Here is a 15320-nt window from a genome sequence, read left to right as displayed (position 1 = left end):
TCTCCTCAGTGCTTTCTTGCTTACTGGTTGCCGCAGGCCGCCACGGCGGGCGTGTCGAGCCAGGGCAGGTCGTGGCCCATCCGGTCGCGCTTGGTGCGCAGGTACCGCAGATTGTGCTCCCCGGCCTGGACCGGCATCGGCTCGCGGTCGGTGACCTTGATGCCGTGGCTACGCAACGCGTCCGTCTTGTCCGGATTGTTGGTCATGAGCCGGACGCTGCGCACGCCGAGGTCGGCCAGGATCTGCGCACCCGCGCCGTAGTCCCGGGCGTCGGCCGGCAGGCCGAGTTCGAGGTTGGCGTCGAGCGTGTCGCGGCCCTGTTCCTGGAGTTCGTACGCCCGGAGCTTGGACAGCAGGCCGATGCCGCGGCCCTCGTGTCCGCGCAGGTAGACCACGACGCCCCGGCCCTCCTTCTGGATGCGCTCCAGCGAGGTGTCCAGCTGGGGGCCGCAGTCGCAGCGCAGGGAGCCGAAGACGTCGCCGGTGAGGCACTCGGAGTGGACGCGGACCAGGACGTCCTCCCCGTCGCCGATCTCGCCGTGCACGAGGGCGACGTGCTCGACGCCGTCGGCGACGGCGCGGTAGCCGTAGGCGGTGAAGGTGCCGTGGGCGGTGGGCAGCCGGGTCTCGGCCTCGCGGCGGACGGTGGGCTCGCTGCTGCGGCGGTAGGCGATCAGGTCCTCGATGGAGATGATCGTGAGGCCGTGCTTGCGGGCGAACGGGACCAGCTCGGGCAGCCGGAGCATCCGGCCGTCCTCGCCGGCGATCTCCACGATGGCGCCGGCCGGGCGCAGGCCCGCGAGCCGGGCGAGGTCGACGGCGGCCTCGGTGTGGCCGTCGCGCACGAGGACACCGCCGGGCCTGGCGCGCAGCGGGAAGACATGGCCGGGGCGGACGAAGTCCGTCGGCTCGGCGGTGCCGCTCGCCAGCAGCTGGAGCGTGGTGGCGCGGTCGGCGCCGGAGATGCCGGTGGTCACGCCGTGCGCGGCGGAGGCGTCCACGGAGACGGTGAAGGCGGTCTTCATCGACTCGGTGTTGTCCTCGACCATCTGCGGCAGCCGCAGCCGGTCGAGTTCCTCGCCCTCCATGGGGGCGCAGATCAGGCCCCGGCACTCGCTCATCATGAAGGCGACGATCTCGGGGGTCGCCTTCTCGGCGGCGATGACGAGGTCGCCCTCGTTCTCCCGGTCCTCGTCGTCCACGACCACGACCGGGCGGCCCGCGGCGATGTCGGCGATGGCCTGTTCGACGGGGTCGAGCAGGAAGTCCTCAAGGGGATCGATGTCGTGGAGCAGAGGTGCCGCGGTCATGCCGGAGCTCCTTCCAGGACGGGCTGCGGACGCCTGCGGGAGCGCAGCCACCAGTCGCGCATGCCCCACAGGACGAGCGCGCCGTAGATGACGTAGACGAAACCGGAGAAGGCGTAGCCGTTGGTGAAGTTGAGGGGAACGCCGACGACGTCGACGAGGAGCCAGGCGATCCAGAACTCGACCATGCCCTTGGCCTGGGCGTACATCGCGACGACGGTGCCGACGAATATGTACGCGTCCGGCCAGGGGTCCCAGGACAGGCTCGGGTACGCCTGGAAGAACAGGGCGACGGCGACCGTGCCCACGGCGGCCGCGGCGAGCATGGCCGCGCGCTCGCGCCAGGTGGCGAAGCGGGGCGTGATGTGGCCGTCGCCGGCGCGGTCCCTGGTGCGCTGCCACTGCCACCAGCCGTACAGGGCAACGGCCATGACGACGGCCTGCTTGCCGGCGCTGCCGGTCAGATGGCCGTAGAAGGCGGCGAAGAGGACGAGGCCGGAGAGGAACTGCACGGGCCAGGTCCACAGGGAGCGGCGCCAGCCGAGGGCGAGGGTGATCAGGCCGAGGATGTTGCCGACCATGTCCGACCAGATGATGCGCTGGCCGAAGAGGGTGAAGGCCTCGGAGTTCAGCCAGTTCACTTGCCGGCTCCCTGGGCGCGGTCGCCGAGGAGGCGCTCGACGTACTTGGCGATGACGTCGACCTCCAGGTTGACCGGGTCGCCGGCCTGCTTCACGCCGAGCGTGGTCAGGTCGAGGGTGGTCGGGATGAGGCTGACGGTGAAGTAGTCCGGGCCGGCCTCGACGACGGTGAGGCTGATGCCGTCGACGGTGACGGAGCCCTTCTCGACCACGTAGCGGGCGAGGTCCGCGGGGAGGGAGATCTTCACGATCTCCCAGTTCTCGGAGGGCGTGCGGGCGAGCACCTGGCCCGTGCCGTCGACGTGGCCCTGCACGATGTGGCCGCCCAGACGGGCGCCCACGGCGGTGGGGCGTTCGAGGTTGACGCGGGAGCCGACGGTGAGCGCGCCGAGGCTGGAGCGCTTCAGGGTCTCGGCCATGACGTCGGCCGTGAACTCGTCGCCCTCGTGCTCGACGACGGTGAGACAGACGCCGTTCACGGCGATGGAGTCGCCGTGCTGCGCGCCCTCGGTCACGACGGGACCACGGAGCTTGAAGCGGGAGGCGTCGCCGAGGTTCTCGACGGCGGTGACCTCACCCAGCTCTTCGACGATTCCGGTGAACACTTCCCGGGTCCTCCTGCCTCTTCGGGCACGGACTCCGGGGCCTGTCGATGACGACAGCAGGTACGAGTGAGCACGAAGGGACGACGCCGACAAGGACCCGTCCGGGTACGGACGAGCCCAGATACGACGGCGCACACGACAGACGTGCCCGCTCGCCGCGCACTGCCTCCCATCCGGACTTTAACCGTCGGTCCAGGAATTTCACCTGGTCAACCGGCCGCTGGAAGCGGCCGGGTCGCGGACTGTAACCGCCGGTTCGGACTTTCACCGACCCCGGAGTGCGCTGCTTCTGGTACAGGGCCAGTGTGCCACGCCGGACCGGCATCCAGACAGGCGAAGCGTGTGGCCTCCCTCACAGTGTGTGCCGGCACCCTTGCGCGGCGCAGCCGCACGGGACAACTGCCGTTCGGGGACGTCCGGTTGACGGTGCCCCGGATGGTGGCCCGGACCATTGACCGTACTGGTCTAGTCCTTTTAGGGTGCGGACGGGTCCGGTGGCGGTGACGACGGCCCTTGCCCGCCGCCGGACCGCCAGGGCGCGCGACGTCCGTCGCCGCGATGTCACGATTCCCGCGGCCGTCCGGTTTCCATTGGCGAGGGGTGCTCCGACCGGGGGTACCCGGAGTCCGGAGGAACGGGAACAGCATGACCACGATCCTGGTGACCGGCGGGACCGGCACGCTCGGCCGCCGTGTGACGGAACGGCTGCGGGCGGACGGGCAGGTGGTGCGGGTGCTCAGCCGGCACGCGCAGCCGTACGCCGTCGATCTGCGCGCGGGCGGAGCGGGCCTGGACGCCGCGTTGGCGGGTGTGGGGACGGTGGTGCACTGCGCGAGCAGCCCGCGCGGCGGCGACGAGCAGGCGGCCGGCCGTCTCGTCTCGGCGGCGCGGCGGGCCGGGGTGACCCACCTGGTGTACATCTCGATCGTCGGGGTCGACCGGGTGCCGCTCGGCTACTACAGGTCCAAGCTGGCCGTGGAACGGCTGATCGAGGAGTCGGGGCTCGGCTTCACGCTGCTGCGCGCCACCCAGTTCCACGACCTGGTGGCGACGGTGCTGGGCGCACTGGCCAGGTCGCCCGTCCTGCCGCTCCCGGCCGGGGTGCCGGACCAGCCGGTGGAGGTGACCGAAGTCGCCGACCGGCTGGCCGAGTTGGCACTCGCCGCACCGGCCGGACGGGTCCCGGACATGGGCGGCCCCGAGGTCCGCTCCTTCGACTCCCTGGCCCGCGCCTATCTGAAGGCGACCGGCCGCCGCCGAGGCGTGGTCCGGGTACCGCTGCCCGGCCGGACGTACCGCGCCTTCCGCGCGGGCGGGCACCTGGCACCGGAGCGGGCGGTGGGCCAGGTGACGTTCGAGGAGTACCTGGAGCGCCGCTTCGGCAACTGACGGAGAAGCGGGGGCCGTTCGGGAGGGGTGCGGCACGCGGGGCCGTATCCAGACGGGGAGGGGTCAGGTCAGGCCCGGGGGTCTGAACAGGTCGTCCTGGGCGCGGTCCCGGGCCGTCAGGAGTGCACCGCGCAGGACGGCCGTGCCGCCGAGGGTGCCGGCCCGGACCTCCGTGCGCAGCGGTGACATCCCGCGCAGCCGCTCCGCCACCAGCCCCGCGAGCACCGCACCCCCGGCCCGCCCGACCTCCCCGCCGAGCACCACGCAGCCGGGGTCCAGGACGGCCACGACGGAGGCGGCCCCGACCGCGAGCCGATCGGCGAGGGTGTGCAGGAAGCGGGTGGCGGGCGGACCGGCACCCGTATCGACCGCTTCCTCGCGACCCTCTGCCGCCACCGCCGCCCGCACGATCTCCGCCGCGCCCGGGCCGTCCGGGCGGGGCGGTGCCGGCAGGCCGCAGGACGTCGCCAGGGCGCCGATCGCCGCCGCTCCGGCCAGGGAGTGGAAGCCGCCGTCGCAGTCCTGCGCCGAGGGCAGTGCGCCGGCGCCCGGGACGGGCAGGAAGCCGATCTCGCCGGTGCCGCCCGAGGCACCGCGGCGCAGGGTGCCGTCGAGGACGACCGCCGCGCCGACGCCGTGGCCCAGCCAGAGCAGGACGAAGGTGTCCCGGTCCCGGGCGGCGCCCTCGCGCTGCTCGGCCAGGGCGGCGAGGTTGGTCTCGTTCTCCACGGTGACGCGGGCGCCCGGGAGGCGTTCCTGGAGGGCGGCGGACAGGCTGCGGTGCCACTCGGGCAGCCCGCCGGAGTCGCGCAGGTCGCCGGTGGCCGGGTCGACGAGGCCCGGCGCGCCGATGCCGACGGTGTGCAGCCGGTCCGCACCGGCCTCCTTGGCGGCGCGCTCCACCGCGGCCACCGCCTGCTCCACGGCGGACCCGGTGCCGGTGTCCCCGCCGATCGGCACGGACGCCTCGGCGAGCACCCGCCCGACCAGGTCCGACACCAGCACGAAGACACCCTCGGTACGGACGTCCAGCGCGGCCAGGTGGGCGCGGTCGGCGACGATGCCGTAGAGCCGGGCGTTCGGGCCGCGGCGCTGCTCCCCCGACTCGCCGACCACCGTGATCAGCCCGGCGTCGGCGAGCCGGTCCACGAGGTCGGCGACCGTCGGCCGGGACAGCCCGGTCAGCTGTTTCAACTGCCCTGCCGTCAGCGGGCCTTCCTGCTGGAGCAGCCGCAGGGCGAGGCGGTCGTTGATGGCCCGGGCGGTGCTGGGCGATGCGGGCATGACGGGAATCCTAGAACCGTCTATCTATCAGGAAGGGTCCCTGATAGTTTACGCCGCGTGCCGCAGGGGCGCCCAGTCGCCCGGAGGTGAGACCGGACCGGGGAGGGACGGGAACATGAGTGACGTGGGACACGCACCCGGCGGGGTGAGGCGCGCCCGGTACGCCGTGGCGGCGGTGTTCGCCGTGCACGGCGCCGTGACCGGCTCCTTCGCCACCCGGGTGCCGTGGATCCAGGACCATGCCTCGCTCGGCGCGGGCCAGTTGGGCTTCGCGCTGGCGTTCACGGCGCTCGGCGCCTCGTGCGCGATGCCGCTCGCGGGCCGGATCAGCCACCGCTTCGGCAGCCGTACGGCGCTGCGCGGGCTGCTCGCGCTGTGGACGATGTCGCTGGTCCTGCCGTCGCTGGCGCCGAACCTGTACACCCTGTGCCTGGCGATGTTCGTCTACGGCGCGAGCGCGGGGACGGCCGACGTCACGATGAACGCGCTCGGTGTCGAGGTCGAGCGGCTGCTGGGCAAGTCGATCATGTCGGGGCTGCACGGCATGTGGAGCGCGGGGGCGCTGACCGGCTCGGCGGCCGGCACGCTCGCCGCACATCTGGGGGCGGACGCCCGCGTGCACTTCCTGCTGGCCGCCGCCGTGCTCACCGTGCTCGGAGCGGTGGCCTGCTCCTGGGTGCCGGACCTCCAGCCGGCCGCGGACGAGGAGCCGCCGCCGCGGTTCGCGCTGCCGCCGCGCTCGGCGCTGCTGATCGGCACGGTCGGCTTCTGCGCGGTGTTCGCGGAGGGCGCGAGCCTGGACTGGTCGGCGGTCTTCCTGCGGGACCGGCTGGACAGCTCGGCCGGGGTGGCAGCGGCCTGTACGACCGGGTTCATGCTGACCATGGCGGTGGCGCGGATCGCCGGGGACGCGGTGGTGAACCGGTACGGCGCGGTCCGTACCGTCCGGGCCGGCGGGGTGCTGGCCGTGCTGGGCGGCCTGCTGATCGTCGCCGCCGGGCAACAGGCGGTGGCGATGGCCGGGTTCGGGCTGATGGGGCTCGGTATCGCGGTGGTCGTACCGCTGTGCTTCGCGGCGGCCGGGCACGCGGGGCCGAACCCCAGCCAGGCCATAGCGGGCGTGGCGACGATCACCTACACCTCGGGGCTGATCGCGCCGAGCCTGATCGGCGGGGTGGCCCAGGCGACCAGCCTGGTGGTGTCGTTCGGCGTGGTGACGGCGCTGGCGTGCGGGCTCGCGGTGTTCGCGGGAGTGCTGCGCACCGCCGAGCGCGGCGGCCGCCCGAAGGCCGGCGTGCGCCCCGCCGCCGTACCCGACCCGCGCCCCTGAGAGACGCCCCGGCAGACGCCCCCGCGGAACGTCAGCCCGCCGGGCGCAGCAGTTCCCGGCCGACGGCCCGGAAGCCGTCCGTCCAGGGCGTGGGGCGCAGGGTGCCGGCGTCGAGCCGGACCAGCACCCGGGCGCCCTCGGCGTACGTCCGCGTGCCGTCGGCCGAGCAGAAGCGGAAGCCGTAGGTCAGGCCGGTGGTGCCGAGCCGGTCCAGCCAGAGGTGGACGGCGTACCCACCGGGGCTGGTCACGGGTGCCTCGTAGCTGATGCGCAGTTCGCGCACCGCGTTGCAGGCGTCACCCGCCGCGTGCCAGTCGCCGTCGAAGCGGACGCCGTGCTCGTTCCACAGCTCGGTCCAGGCGCGCTCGACCAGCAGCGGGTAGCGGGCGTTGTGCAGGAGTCCGAGGGCGTCGAGGTCGTCGAAGTGGACGGTGACGGGGATCAGCCGACCGTAGGAGAGGACGGGCGCGCTCGGGGCTTCGGCGGTCACGGGTGGGGCTCCTGAACATGGTTGCAAGGACAACCACATACTAAGCGACCGCTCAGGAGCCCTGGCCGGAGCCCGTCGGGCAGAGGTCAGCCCGCGATGGAGTCCAGTTGCTCGGCCGCGGGACGCAGCGCCCACAGGTCGCCGCCGGGCGGCGCCTCCAGTGCGGCGACGGCCTTCGCGGCCGCCCGGTCCCCCGCGTCGGCCGCCGCGTGGACGACGTCGGTGGCCGCGTACCGATGGAACTCCAGCTCCGGATGCGACCAGGCGGCGGCGCCCGTCGCCGCCGGGAGCAGGTAGTCGACCGCCTTGACCAGGCCCTGCCCGTCCGGACCCCGGTACGACCAGAGGTCCACGCCCAGGTGCCGGCCGATGGCCGCGAGCCGGGTGTGGGCGACGAGGTCGAAGGTCGAGTAGTGCCAGCTGCGGGTGCGGGCGAGTTCCTGGGGCTGGCCGCCGTCGGCCGCGATCTGCGGGTCGATGCGCCGGGCGCGCGCGTCCAGCACGGTCCGCCGGGCCAGCGCGGTGTCGCCGGTGGCGAGGGCGAGGGCGGCGAGCTGCATGTCGTAGAAGGTGCCGTGGTTGTTGGCGGCGGCGCCCTCCTCCTTGCCGAAGGCGCTGTTCTTCAGCCAGTCCAGGAAGCCGGCGTTCCACGCGCCCATCGCCGTCCGGTCCCGCGCGCTCCAGCCGGGTGCGCCGGTGGCCAGGATCGCCTGGGCGTCGAGGACGCTGGTGTACGACTGGGAGAAGTCGATGATGCCGATGGCCCGGCCGTCGTACGTGCACGGGATGAACTGGGCGTGGTCGAGGTCGGGGTTCATCCGGGTGGCCGGGGCGAGGAACCAGGTGCGCAGGATCTGCCCGGCCTTCTCGGCGTAGGCCTGCCTGCCGGTGTAGTACCAGGCGAGTGCGAGGTCGTACGTCGAGTCGAAGACCTTCTCGGCGTCCTGCCGGTCGGTGCCGCTGTCGACCTCGGGATTGCGCTGTCCGTCACGCTGGACGTAAGGGCAGCCCCAGGGGTTGTCGGCGGTGGGGGTGGTCGTGGGCCACCAGTAGGGGGCCTGGCTCAGATATTCGTGGACGTCGCCGCCGGGCGCGGGCCTCGGCTTGTCGACGACCGTCCAGGGGCCCTGGTCCAGCCAGGTGTCAGCACGGGTGGTCAACTCCTTGAGCGCGCGCCGGAGTTGGGGGTCGTGGCCCAGCCGGGCCCGGGTCTGCTGGAGGCGGGCGCCGTCGAGCACGACGGCGCGCGGGGCCTTCGGCGCGGCGTGCGCGGCCGGGACGAGCACCGCGCCGAACGCCACCACGGCGGCGAGCAGCACGGCCGCACGGGATCTTCCACTCATCCGGGGCTCCCATCCGAGCCAGTCGAACCGGTCAGATACCTGAACTTGGTTCACGAGTAGGACCGTGTGAGCGTAGGACCGCTCGTCACCCGTGACAATGGTGCGGACCGTCTTCATGTACGCAAGAAAGCGAAACCCCACCATGGACCTCGGCGTGCGCTGGAAACTGCACGGTGACGGGCGCACGCCCGCGCCCGGAGCGGTGGTACGCCCCGACGAACGGCTCACCTGGCCCCGGACCGTGGGCCTCGGCGCCCAGCACGTGGTCGCGATGTTCGGCGCCTCCTTCGTGGCCCCCGTGCTCATGGGCCTGGACCCGAACCTCGCGATCATGATGTCGGGCGTGGCGACCGTGATCTTCCTGCTGGCCACGCGCGGCCGGGTGCCGAGCTACCTCGGCTGCTCCCTGTCGTTAGTGGGGGTGGCCGCCGTCATCCGCGCCCAGGGCGGGACCAGCGCCACGGTGACCGGCGCGGTGTTCGTCGTCGGCGTGGCGCTGTTCCTGGTCGGGCTCGCGGTGCAGCGCTTCGGCGCGCGGATCATCCACGCGGCCATGCCGCCCATCGTCACCGGCGCGGTCGTCATGCTGATCGGCTTCAACCTCGCCCCGGTCACCGCCTCCACCTACTGGCCGCAGGACCAGTGGACCGCCCTGCTCGTCATGCTGTTCACCGGGCTGGCCGTGGTCTGTCTGCGCGGTTTCTGGTCCCGGATCGCGATCTTCCTCGGGCTGGTCTTCGGGTACGGCATCTCCTGGGCGTTCGACCGGGTCTTCGGCAAGATCCACTCGGTGAGCGCGAGCGGCACGGTCACCGACCACTGGCGCCTGGACCTCTCCGGCGTCTCCAAGGCCGACTGGATCGGCCTGCCGCACCTCCACGGGCCGTCCTTCCAGTGGTCCGCGGTCCTGGTCGCGCTGCCGGTCGTCATCGCCCTGGTCGCGGAGAACGCGGGCCACGTCAAGGCGGTCGGCGAGATGACCGGCGACCCGCTGGACGACAAGCTCGGCACGGCGATCTCGGCGGACGGCGTCGCCTCCATGCTGTCCACGGCCGTCGGCGGCCCGCCGAACACCACGTACTCCGAGAACATCGGCGTCATGGCCGCCACCCGCGTCTACTCCACCGCCGCCTACTGGGCCGCCGCCGGCTTCGCCCTGCTCTTCGGCCTCTGCCCGAAGTTCGGCGCGATCGTGGCCGCGATCCCGGGCGGTGTCCTCGGCGGCATCACCGTCATCCTCTACGGCATGATCGGCCTGCTGGGCGCCCAGATCTGGCTCAACGCCAAGGTGGACCTGCGCAACCCGCTGAACCTGGTGCCGGCCGCCGCGGGCATCATCATCGGCGTCGGCAACGTCAGCGTGAAGTTCACCGGCAACTTCTCGCTCAGCGGCATCGCCCTCGGCACCCTGGTCGTCATCACCGGCTACCACGCCCTGCGCGCCTTCGCCCCGGCCCATCTCAAGACGCAGCGTCCTCTGCTGGACGAGGGCACCTCCAGCTACGACGCGGACGAGCCGCGCGCCACGTCGTAGGCGCGGGACGGGCCCGGGAGCCGGGGCGCGGCCCGGCGGTCCGCGAGGCGCCTGGCACCGTGCCGTTCCCCCGTTCCGGCGAAGCGCCGGGCCGGTCGGCTCGCCGCCCGGCGCAGGACTGGGACCCTTCCCCCATGGCGCAGTTGGAACACTTCACCACTCCCGTCGACGCGGTGATCGCCCGGATGCGCGCGATCGACGCGGCCCTGCCCGAGCACGACGGGGTCGCCGTGTTCAACCGCGTCTACCTCACTGTCACCGAGGAGGTCGACCGGCGCCTGGACGCCGGGGAGTTCGAGGACCCGCGGGCGGCGGTCACGCTGGACGTGCGGTTCGCGCGGCGCTATCTGGCGGCGGTCGACGCGGCGTCGGCGGACCGCCGTCCGCCCGCCTGCTGGCGCCCGCTGTTCCAGCTCCGCGGCCATCCCGGGGTACGGCCGCTGCAGTTCGCCCTGGCGGGCATCAACGCGCACATCGGGCACGACCTGGCGCTCGCCGTGGTGGACGCCTGTGGTGCGCTCGGCTGCGAACCGGCCGATCTGGAGGACGAGTTCGACCGCGTGGGCGAACTCCTCGTATCGCTGGAGGAGCGTGTCCGCGAGGATCTGATGCCGGGCCCCGATCTGCTCCAGGTCGCCGATCCGCTCACCCATCTGCTGGGCTCCTGGAGTCTGGAGCGGGCCCGGGAGGCGACCTGGGTGGCGGCGCGGGCGCTGTGGGCACTGCGCCACTGCGGCGACGTCGCCGACGCGTTCACCGAACGGCTCGACGCGGCCGTGGGGTTCGCGGGCCGGATGCTGCTCACCCCGCTCCCCGAGCTGATCTGACCCCAGGCCGATCCGACAGCCGACCGCCCGGCGGAACTGGCCGGATCCGGACCCTCGCGCGAGCCGCCGTGGAACAGCCGTGTCCGCTCCGTACGTTGTCGTCCGGTACCCCCGGTCATCCGTCACAAGGAGCGGTCATGGCAGCACGGCTCGGTCTCGGTCTTCCCCAGATGCGGCAGTACTCCCTCGGCTCGGACGTGCCCGACGTGGCCCGCGTCGCCGAACGGACCGGTTACGAAAGCCTGTGGGTCTTCGAGCGGGCCCTGTTCCCCGAGCCCGCCACCCAGGGGCTGTACGGCATGGACGGCGTGCCCTGGCCGGACGAGTACCGCAACGTGGCGGACCCGCTGGTCACCCTCACCCTGGCCGCGGCGGCCACCGAGCGGGCGGAGCTGGGCTCCAGCGTCCTGGTGGCGCCGCTGCACGTGCCGTTCCAGCTCGCCAAGGCCCTCGCGTCGCTGGACGCGGCGAGCGGCGGCCGGGTCCTCGCGGGCCTCGGCACCGGCTGGTCCCTCGACGAGTACGCGGCCTCCTCCGTGCGGCCCTTCGCGGAGCGCGGCAAGGTGCTGGACGAGATCATCGAGGTGAGCCGGGCGGTGTGGGGCCCGGATCCGGTCGTCTACGACGGCTCGCTCACCAAGATCGCCTCCGCGGTGGTCGGGCCCAAGCCCACGCGCCCGATTCCGATCCTGCTGGCCGCGAGCAACCAGCGGGCGTTCCGGCGGCTGGTCGACCACGCCGACGGCTGGCTGCCTGCGGGCTTCAGCGTCGAGCAGGTCGCGGCCCAGTGGCGGCAGCTGCGGGAGCTGGCCGAGGAGCGCGGCCGTACGAAGCCGATCCGGACGGTGCTGCGGGTGAACACCGCCCTGGAGGCGAAGCCCCACGAGGGCGCCGACCGCAGGATGTTCCAGGGCAGCGTCGACCAGATCGTGGCGGACCTCGTGCCGTTCACCGAGATGGGCATGGACGAGTTCCTGATCGACGTGCAGAGCGGCGCGCGGGACGCCGAGGAGCTGAAGGACGTCGCCGCCGAGGTGTTCGAAAAGGCGCGGGCGGCCGGAGTCTGAGGCCGGCCGGCCGCGCCTTGGTCACTGCTCCCGCCGGACCCGGTCAGTCCTCGGGAAGCTCCACCGGGGCGATCTCGTCGTAGACGTCGCCCGGGCCGGGGTTCGCCGCGTCGGTCGTGCCGCCGAAGTGGTGCATGACGCCCCAGACCGCGTTCAGCGCGGTCTGGACGGCGCCCTCGGCCCAGCCGGCCGTCCAGGAGATGTCGTCGCCGGCGAGGAAGATGCCCCGCTTGTCCGCGGGCAGCCGGTCCTGCATGAAGTGCGTGAACAGGCGCCGCTGGTAGCGGTAGTGGCCGGGCAGGTTGGCCTTGAACGCGCCCATGAAGTAGGGCTCGTTCTCCCAGGAGACGGTCACCGGGTTGCCGATGACGTGCTTGCGGATGTCGACCTTCGGGTAGATCTCGCCGAGCGACTTCAGCATGACCTCCATCCGCTCGTTCGCGGACAGCGGCAGCCACTTCAGGCTGTCGTCGCACCAGGTGTAGGACAGGCAGATCACGGCCGGCTTGTCCGGGCCGTCGTCCAGCAGGTACGTCCCGCGGGTCATGCGGTCGGTGAGCGTCATCGACATGACGTCCCGGCCCGTCTCCTCGTCCTTGTCCAGCCAGAAGGGCCGGTCGACGGGGACGAAGAGCTTGCTGGACTCCATGTAGTGGGTGCGCTCGATGGCGGTCCAGTGGTCGATCGGGAAGAGCGAGTCGTCACAGGCGATCTTGGACAGCAGCATCCACGACTGGGCGGTGAAGACGGCCGCCTGGTAGGTGCGGATGTCACCGTTCGCGTCGGTCACGGTGATCCGGCCGCCCGCGGTGCGGTGCAGCCGGGTCACGGCCGGGTGCGGCTCGCCGTCCGGGTGCAGGGACTTCAGCGAGGTGCCGTAGGGCCAGTGGACGATCTTCTCCGGCTCGCGCTCCCACAGGCGCAGCGGCAGCTGCTGGGAGCCGCCGACGATGCCGCGGTGGTGGTCGTCGGCCTCGGTGTAGACGACGCGCAGGATCTCCAGGATGGAGTTCGGGAAGTCGGTGTCCCAGCCGCCGGTGCCGAAGCCGACCTGGCCGAAGATCTCGCGGTGCCGGAAGGACTTGAACGCCTCGGAGTCGCAGAGGAAGCCGTAGAAGGTCTGGTTGTCGAGCTTCTCGACCAGCTTCGCCCAGATCTCACGGATGCGCGGCACGTCCCGCTCGCGCATGGCGCGGTTCATGTCGGAGAAGTCGGCGCCGTCTTCGAGGCACTTGTTCCAGGCCTCGGCGACGTCCCGGTACACCTGGGGCAGGTCGTCGATCGTCTCGGCGTAGTGCGACTCGCCCTTGAGGTCGACGACGGTCGACGGCGTCGCCTCGGCAAGGGGGTTGGGGAAGGGCCGGGTCTCAAGGCCCACCAGGTCGATGTAGTGCTGGAGGGCGGTCGAGGACGGCGGGAAGCGCATCGCGCCCATCTCCGCCGTCAGGGACTCGTCGCAGCCCTCGAAGCCGACGGTGCGCAGCCGCCCGCCGATCCGGTCGGCCTCGTAGACGACGGGCTTGAGGCCCATCTTCATCAGCTCGTAGGCGGCCACGATGCCGGACAGCCCGCCGCCGATGACCGCGACCTCGGTGCCGTGCTCGGTCGCGGGTATCTGGCCGAGGCCCGCCGGGTGGGCGAGGAAGTCGTCGTAGGCGTACGGGAAGTCCGGGCCGAACATGGTGATCGGCGGCTGCTGCCCGTCGGTGTGCTCGACGGCGTTGGGCACCGTGGACGTCATGGGGTGCGGACTCCTTGCGCGAAAGAACTCGGGGGAAGTTCAGAAGTTCGGGGGAAGCTCAGGGGGAAGGCTCAGGGGTGCGTCAGGTCAGGGACCCGTACAGACCGGGGCGGCGGTCCTCCAGGTACGGGTTGGCCTCGCGGGAGGCGGCGAGGAAGGCGGGGTCGGCGTCGGCGAACACCAGCTCCTCGCCGCGGCCGGCCCGGGTGCGGGCGACCCCGTCGGGACCGGCGAGGACGGACAGCCCGACGAACTCGAACTCCCCTTCCCGGCCGACCCGGTTGACGTACGCGACGTACATCTGGTTCTCCCAGGCCCGCACCGGCACGAGGGACTCGGCGACGAACTGGAAGGGGTGCATCTGCGCGGTCGGGACGACCAGGAGGTCGGTGCCGGCCAGGGCGTGGGCGCGGACGTTCTCCGGGAACTCGACGTCGTAGCAGATCATCAGGCCCACGGTGAGGCCGTTCAGCTCGGCCTGGACCACCGGCTGGTCGCCGGGCGTGAAGTGGTCCCGCTCGAAGCAGCCGAAGAGGTGGGTCTTGCGGTAGTTCGCGAGGCGGGTGCCGTCGGCGGAGATCAGCTGGGCGGAGTTGAAGACGCTCTCGCCGTCGCGCTCCGGGTAGCCGTAGACGATCGCGATGCCGTGCCGGGCGGCGGTCTCGGCGATCGCGTCGGCGCTGTCGCCGTCGGCGGGCTCGGCGAGGCGGCCGATGTCGTCGCCGATCGCGTAGCCGGTCAGGAACATCTCCGGGGCGGCGAGCAGCGCGGCGCCCGCGGCGGCGGCCCGGCCCGCGGCGGCGTCGAGGACCTTCAGGTTCTCGACGGTCGAGCCGGGGCGGCCGGAGCTCTGGAGCAGGGCGGTGCGCATGCGTGATCCTCACCGGAAAGGGACTTTGGGGGCCACGAAGACGGTACGGTCGGCGCGCTCGGCCGGACAAGAAGGAGCCGTTGCGCGCCTGTGCGCGGTTCGTTGCGTGCGACGGGGGCGATACGGCGATTCGTTGCGCGCCCGCACGACGGTGCCCCGTCCCCTGCGGCGCAGGTGGTGGACGGGGCACGGGTGACGTCAGGTACTACTTCCCGGTGCCGACCGGGTCGACGGTGATCGCGCCGCCGGCGCCGTCCGTGACGGGGACGTTGACGCCGACCGGCAGGCTGTGGGAGTGGGTCTCGCCCGGCGGGGTGACGACGAGGGTGGTGAAGGTCTCGCCGGTGCCGCCGGAGTTGTTCGGCGGGTAGTGCAGCGTGAACCGGGTCTCCTCGCCGGGCTTGACGCGCACCGGCACGGGGGCGACCGAGCTGCGCCTGGCGCTGATCCTGCCGTCCTTGCTCTTCAGGTCGGCGCCGGGGAAGCCCTTGAGGGCGCAGGTGGCGGAGCCGGTGTTCTTCAGGTTCACGATCAGCTCGCCCTCGGCCATGCCGCCGGAGGTGCTGAAGGCGAGCTGGGAGGTCTTGCAGACGCCCGCGCCGCCGCCCACGGCGGCACCGCCGTTCGTACCCGCCTGGCCGGTGCCGGTGCTGGTCCCCTTGCCGGAGGCCGCGCCGCTGCCGCCGGTGCTCTGCGTGCCGGAGTCCTGGGCGCCGGAGCCCTGGGAGGCGGCGCCCCGGCCCGGGGTGGAGGAGTCACTCCTGCCGGAGGAGCCGCTGTCACTTCCCGAGCAGGCGGTGAGCGACAGACCCGCGACGGCGGCGACGGCGAGCAGCGAGAGCTTCTGGACGCGCATGGTTCCCCTTCAAGGCGTTGTCGCCTCACGCAACG

Annotated in this window: 14 protein-coding genes and 1 riboswitch; of the genes, 5 read left to right on the top strand and 9 right to left on the bottom strand. The window is 72.5% G+C overall.

Annotated elements, in window-relative coordinates; translation table 11 throughout:
- Positions 1 to 20: 20 nt before the first annotated feature.
- From ACFC8N_RS41305 to ACFC8N_RS41295, 3 genes are read right to left on the bottom strand one after another with little or no spacing between them, the layout of a single operon-like run.
- On the bottom strand, positions 21 to 1310 hold the full coding sequence (locus tag ACFC8N_RS41305) for a bifunctional 3,4-dihydroxy-2-butanone-4-phosphate synthase/GTP cyclohydrolase II (RefSeq protein WP_356032775.1): 1290 nt from the start codon (positions 1308 to 1310) through the stop codon (positions 21 to 23).
- Positions 1307 to 1948: a nicotinamide riboside transporter PnuC gene (pnuC, locus tag ACFC8N_RS41300; RefSeq protein ID WP_356032773.1), complete on the bottom strand. Its 642-nt coding sequence runs from the start codon at positions 1946 to 1948 to the stop codon at positions 1307 to 1309. The genes ACFC8N_RS41305 and pnuC overlap by 4 nt, the downstream gene beginning before the upstream one ends.
- A complete protein-coding gene (locus tag ACFC8N_RS41295; RefSeq protein WP_356032770.1) occupies positions 1945 to 2553 on the bottom strand; it encodes a riboflavin synthase in 609 nt (202 codons plus the stop codon). Before ACFC8N_RS41295 ends, pnuC begins: the two co-directional genes overlap by 4 nt.
- 155 nt (positions 2554 to 2708) lie before the next feature.
- Positions 2709 to 2839: riboswitch (FMN riboswitch) on the bottom strand.
- Positions 2840 to 3198: 359 nt separating this feature from the next.
- Between ACFC8N_RS41295 and ACFC8N_RS41290 the strand changes: the two genes are divergently transcribed.
- Positions 3199 to 3942: an SDR family oxidoreductase gene (locus ACFC8N_RS41290; protein WP_376294618.1), complete on the top strand. Its 744-nt coding sequence runs from the start codon at positions 3199 to 3201 to the stop codon at positions 3940 to 3942.
- 63 nt (positions 3943 to 4005) lie between these two features.
- On the opposite strand, the gene ACFC8N_RS41285 is transcribed toward ACFC8N_RS41290, so the two are convergent.
- On the bottom strand, positions 4006 to 5226 hold the full coding sequence (locus tag ACFC8N_RS41285) for an ROK family transcriptional regulator (RefSeq protein ID WP_376294615.1): 1221 nt from the start codon (positions 5224 to 5226) through the stop codon (positions 4006 to 4008).
- A 115-nt stretch (positions 5227 to 5341) separates the two neighbouring features.
- Here ACFC8N_RS41285 and ACFC8N_RS41280 point away from each other — a divergent pair, with 115 nt between their 5' ends.
- Positions 5342 to 6556 (top strand): MFS transporter, encoded by a 1215-nt coding sequence (locus ACFC8N_RS41280; protein ID WP_376294612.1) that lies wholly within the window; start codon positions 5342 to 5344, stop codon positions 6554 to 6556.
- Positions 6557 to 6587: 31 nt separating this feature from the next.
- Here ACFC8N_RS41280 and ACFC8N_RS41275 read toward each other — a convergent pair whose 3' ends face one another.
- Together ACFC8N_RS41275 and ACFC8N_RS41270 are read right to left on the bottom strand one after the other, a co-directional pair.
- Complete coding sequence (locus tag ACFC8N_RS41275) at positions 6588 to 7046, bottom strand: acyl-CoA thioesterase (protein ID WP_376294609.1); 459 nt, start codon at positions 7044 to 7046, stop codon at positions 6588 to 6590.
- Positions 7047 to 7132: 86 nt separating this feature from the next.
- The gene (locus ACFC8N_RS41270; protein ID WP_376294606.1) at positions 7133 to 8389 is read right to left on the bottom strand and encodes an alginate lyase family protein; all 1257 of its coding nucleotides are present in this window, start codon (positions 8387 to 8389) and stop codon (positions 7133 to 7135) included.
- A gap of 142 nt (positions 8390 to 8531) precedes the next feature.
- Here ACFC8N_RS41270 and ACFC8N_RS41265 point away from each other — a divergent pair, with 142 nt between their 5' ends.
- The 3 genes from ACFC8N_RS41265 (at position 8532) to ACFC8N_RS41255 (ending at position 11817) form a co-directional block, all read left to right on the top strand.
- Positions 8532 to 9923: a uracil-xanthine permease family protein gene (locus ACFC8N_RS41265; RefSeq protein WP_376294695.1), complete on the top strand. Its 1392-nt coding sequence runs from the start codon at positions 8532 to 8534 to the stop codon at positions 9921 to 9923.
- Between the two features lie 134 nt (positions 9924 to 10057).
- Complete coding sequence (locus ACFC8N_RS41260) at positions 10058 to 10750, top strand: DUF5995 family protein (RefSeq protein ID WP_356032754.1); 693 nt, start codon at positions 10058 to 10060, stop codon at positions 10748 to 10750.
- A gap of 137 nt (positions 10751 to 10887) precedes the next feature.
- Entirely contained in the window at positions 10888 to 11817 is a 930-nt protein-coding gene (locus ACFC8N_RS41255; RefSeq protein ID WP_376294603.1) for an LLM class F420-dependent oxidoreductase, read from the top strand.
- Between the two features lie 43 nt (positions 11818 to 11860).
- Here the strand turns inward: ACFC8N_RS41255 and ACFC8N_RS41250 are convergent, their stop codons facing one another.
- The 3 genes from ACFC8N_RS41250 to ACFC8N_RS41240 form a co-directional block, all read right to left on the bottom strand.
- Positions 11861 to 13558, bottom strand: coding sequence for a flavin monoamine oxidase family protein (locus ACFC8N_RS41250; protein WP_376294600.1), 1698 nt, complete (start codon positions 13556 to 13558; stop codon positions 11861 to 11863).
- A gap of 82 nt (positions 13559 to 13640) precedes the next feature.
- Positions 13641 to 14429: a carbon-nitrogen hydrolase family protein gene (locus tag ACFC8N_RS41245; protein ID WP_362821997.1), complete on the bottom strand. Its 789-nt coding sequence runs from the start codon at positions 14427 to 14429 to the stop codon at positions 13641 to 13643.
- Between the two features lie 205 nt (positions 14430 to 14634).
- A complete protein-coding gene (locus tag ACFC8N_RS41240) occupies positions 14635 to 15285 on the bottom strand; it encodes a DUF4232 domain-containing protein (RefSeq protein ID WP_376294596.1) in 651 nt (216 codons plus the stop codon).
- Positions 15286 to 15320: the final 35 nt, after the last annotated feature.

It is taken from the genome of Streptomyces sp. NPDC055966 (assembly GCF_042269865.1).
Classification (GTDB): Bacteria; Actinomycetota; Actinomycetes; order Streptomycetales; family Streptomycetaceae; genus Streptomyces.
The sequence above is the reverse complement of the archived record's forward strand: the minus strand, read 5'-3'. Positions and strand labels throughout refer to the sequence as shown.

Excerpts from the sequence above, each read along its gene's own strand:
- ACFC8N_RS41305 (WP_356032775.1), bottom strand. The coding sequence starts at position 1,310 with ATGACCGCGGCACCTCTGCTCCACGACATCGATCCCCTTGAGGACTTC.
- ACFC8N_RS41240 (WP_376294596.1), bottom strand. The coding sequence starts at position 15,285 with ATGCGCGTCCAGAAGCTCTCGCTGCTCGCCGTCGCCGCCGTCGCGGGT.
- ACFC8N_RS41265 (WP_376294695.1), top strand. The coding sequence starts at position 8,532 with ATGGACCTCGGCGTGCGCTGGAAACTGCACGGTGACGGGCGCACGCCC.
- ACFC8N_RS41280 (WP_376294612.1), top strand. The coding sequence starts at position 5,342 with ATGAGTGACGTGGGACACGCACCCGGCGGGGTGAGGCGCGCCCGGTAC.
- ACFC8N_RS41250 (WP_376294600.1), bottom strand. The coding sequence starts at position 13,558 with ATGACGTCCACGGTGCCCAACGCCGTCGAGCACACCGACGGGCAGCAG.
- ACFC8N_RS41245 (WP_362821997.1), bottom strand. The coding sequence starts at position 14,429 with ATGCGCACCGCCCTGCTCCAGAGCTCCGGCCGCCCCGGCTCGACCGTC.
- ACFC8N_RS41255 (WP_376294603.1), top strand. The coding sequence starts at position 10,888 with ATGGCAGCACGGCTCGGTCTCGGTCTTCCCCAGATGCGGCAGTACTCC.
- ACFC8N_RS41260 (WP_356032754.1), top strand. The coding sequence starts at position 10,058 with ATGGCGCAGTTGGAACACTTCACCACTCCCGTCGACGCGGTGATCGCC.
- ACFC8N_RS41270 (WP_376294606.1), bottom strand. The coding sequence starts at position 8,389 with ATGAGTGGAAGATCCCGTGCGGCCGTGCTGCTCGCCGCCGTGGTGGCG.
- ACFC8N_RS41285 (WP_376294615.1), bottom strand. The coding sequence starts at position 5,226 with ATGCCCGCATCGCCCAGCACCGCCCGGGCCATCAACGACCGCCTCGCC.
- ACFC8N_RS41290 (WP_376294618.1), top strand. The coding sequence starts at position 3,199 with ATGACCACGATCCTGGTGACCGGCGGGACCGGCACGCTCGGCCGCCGT.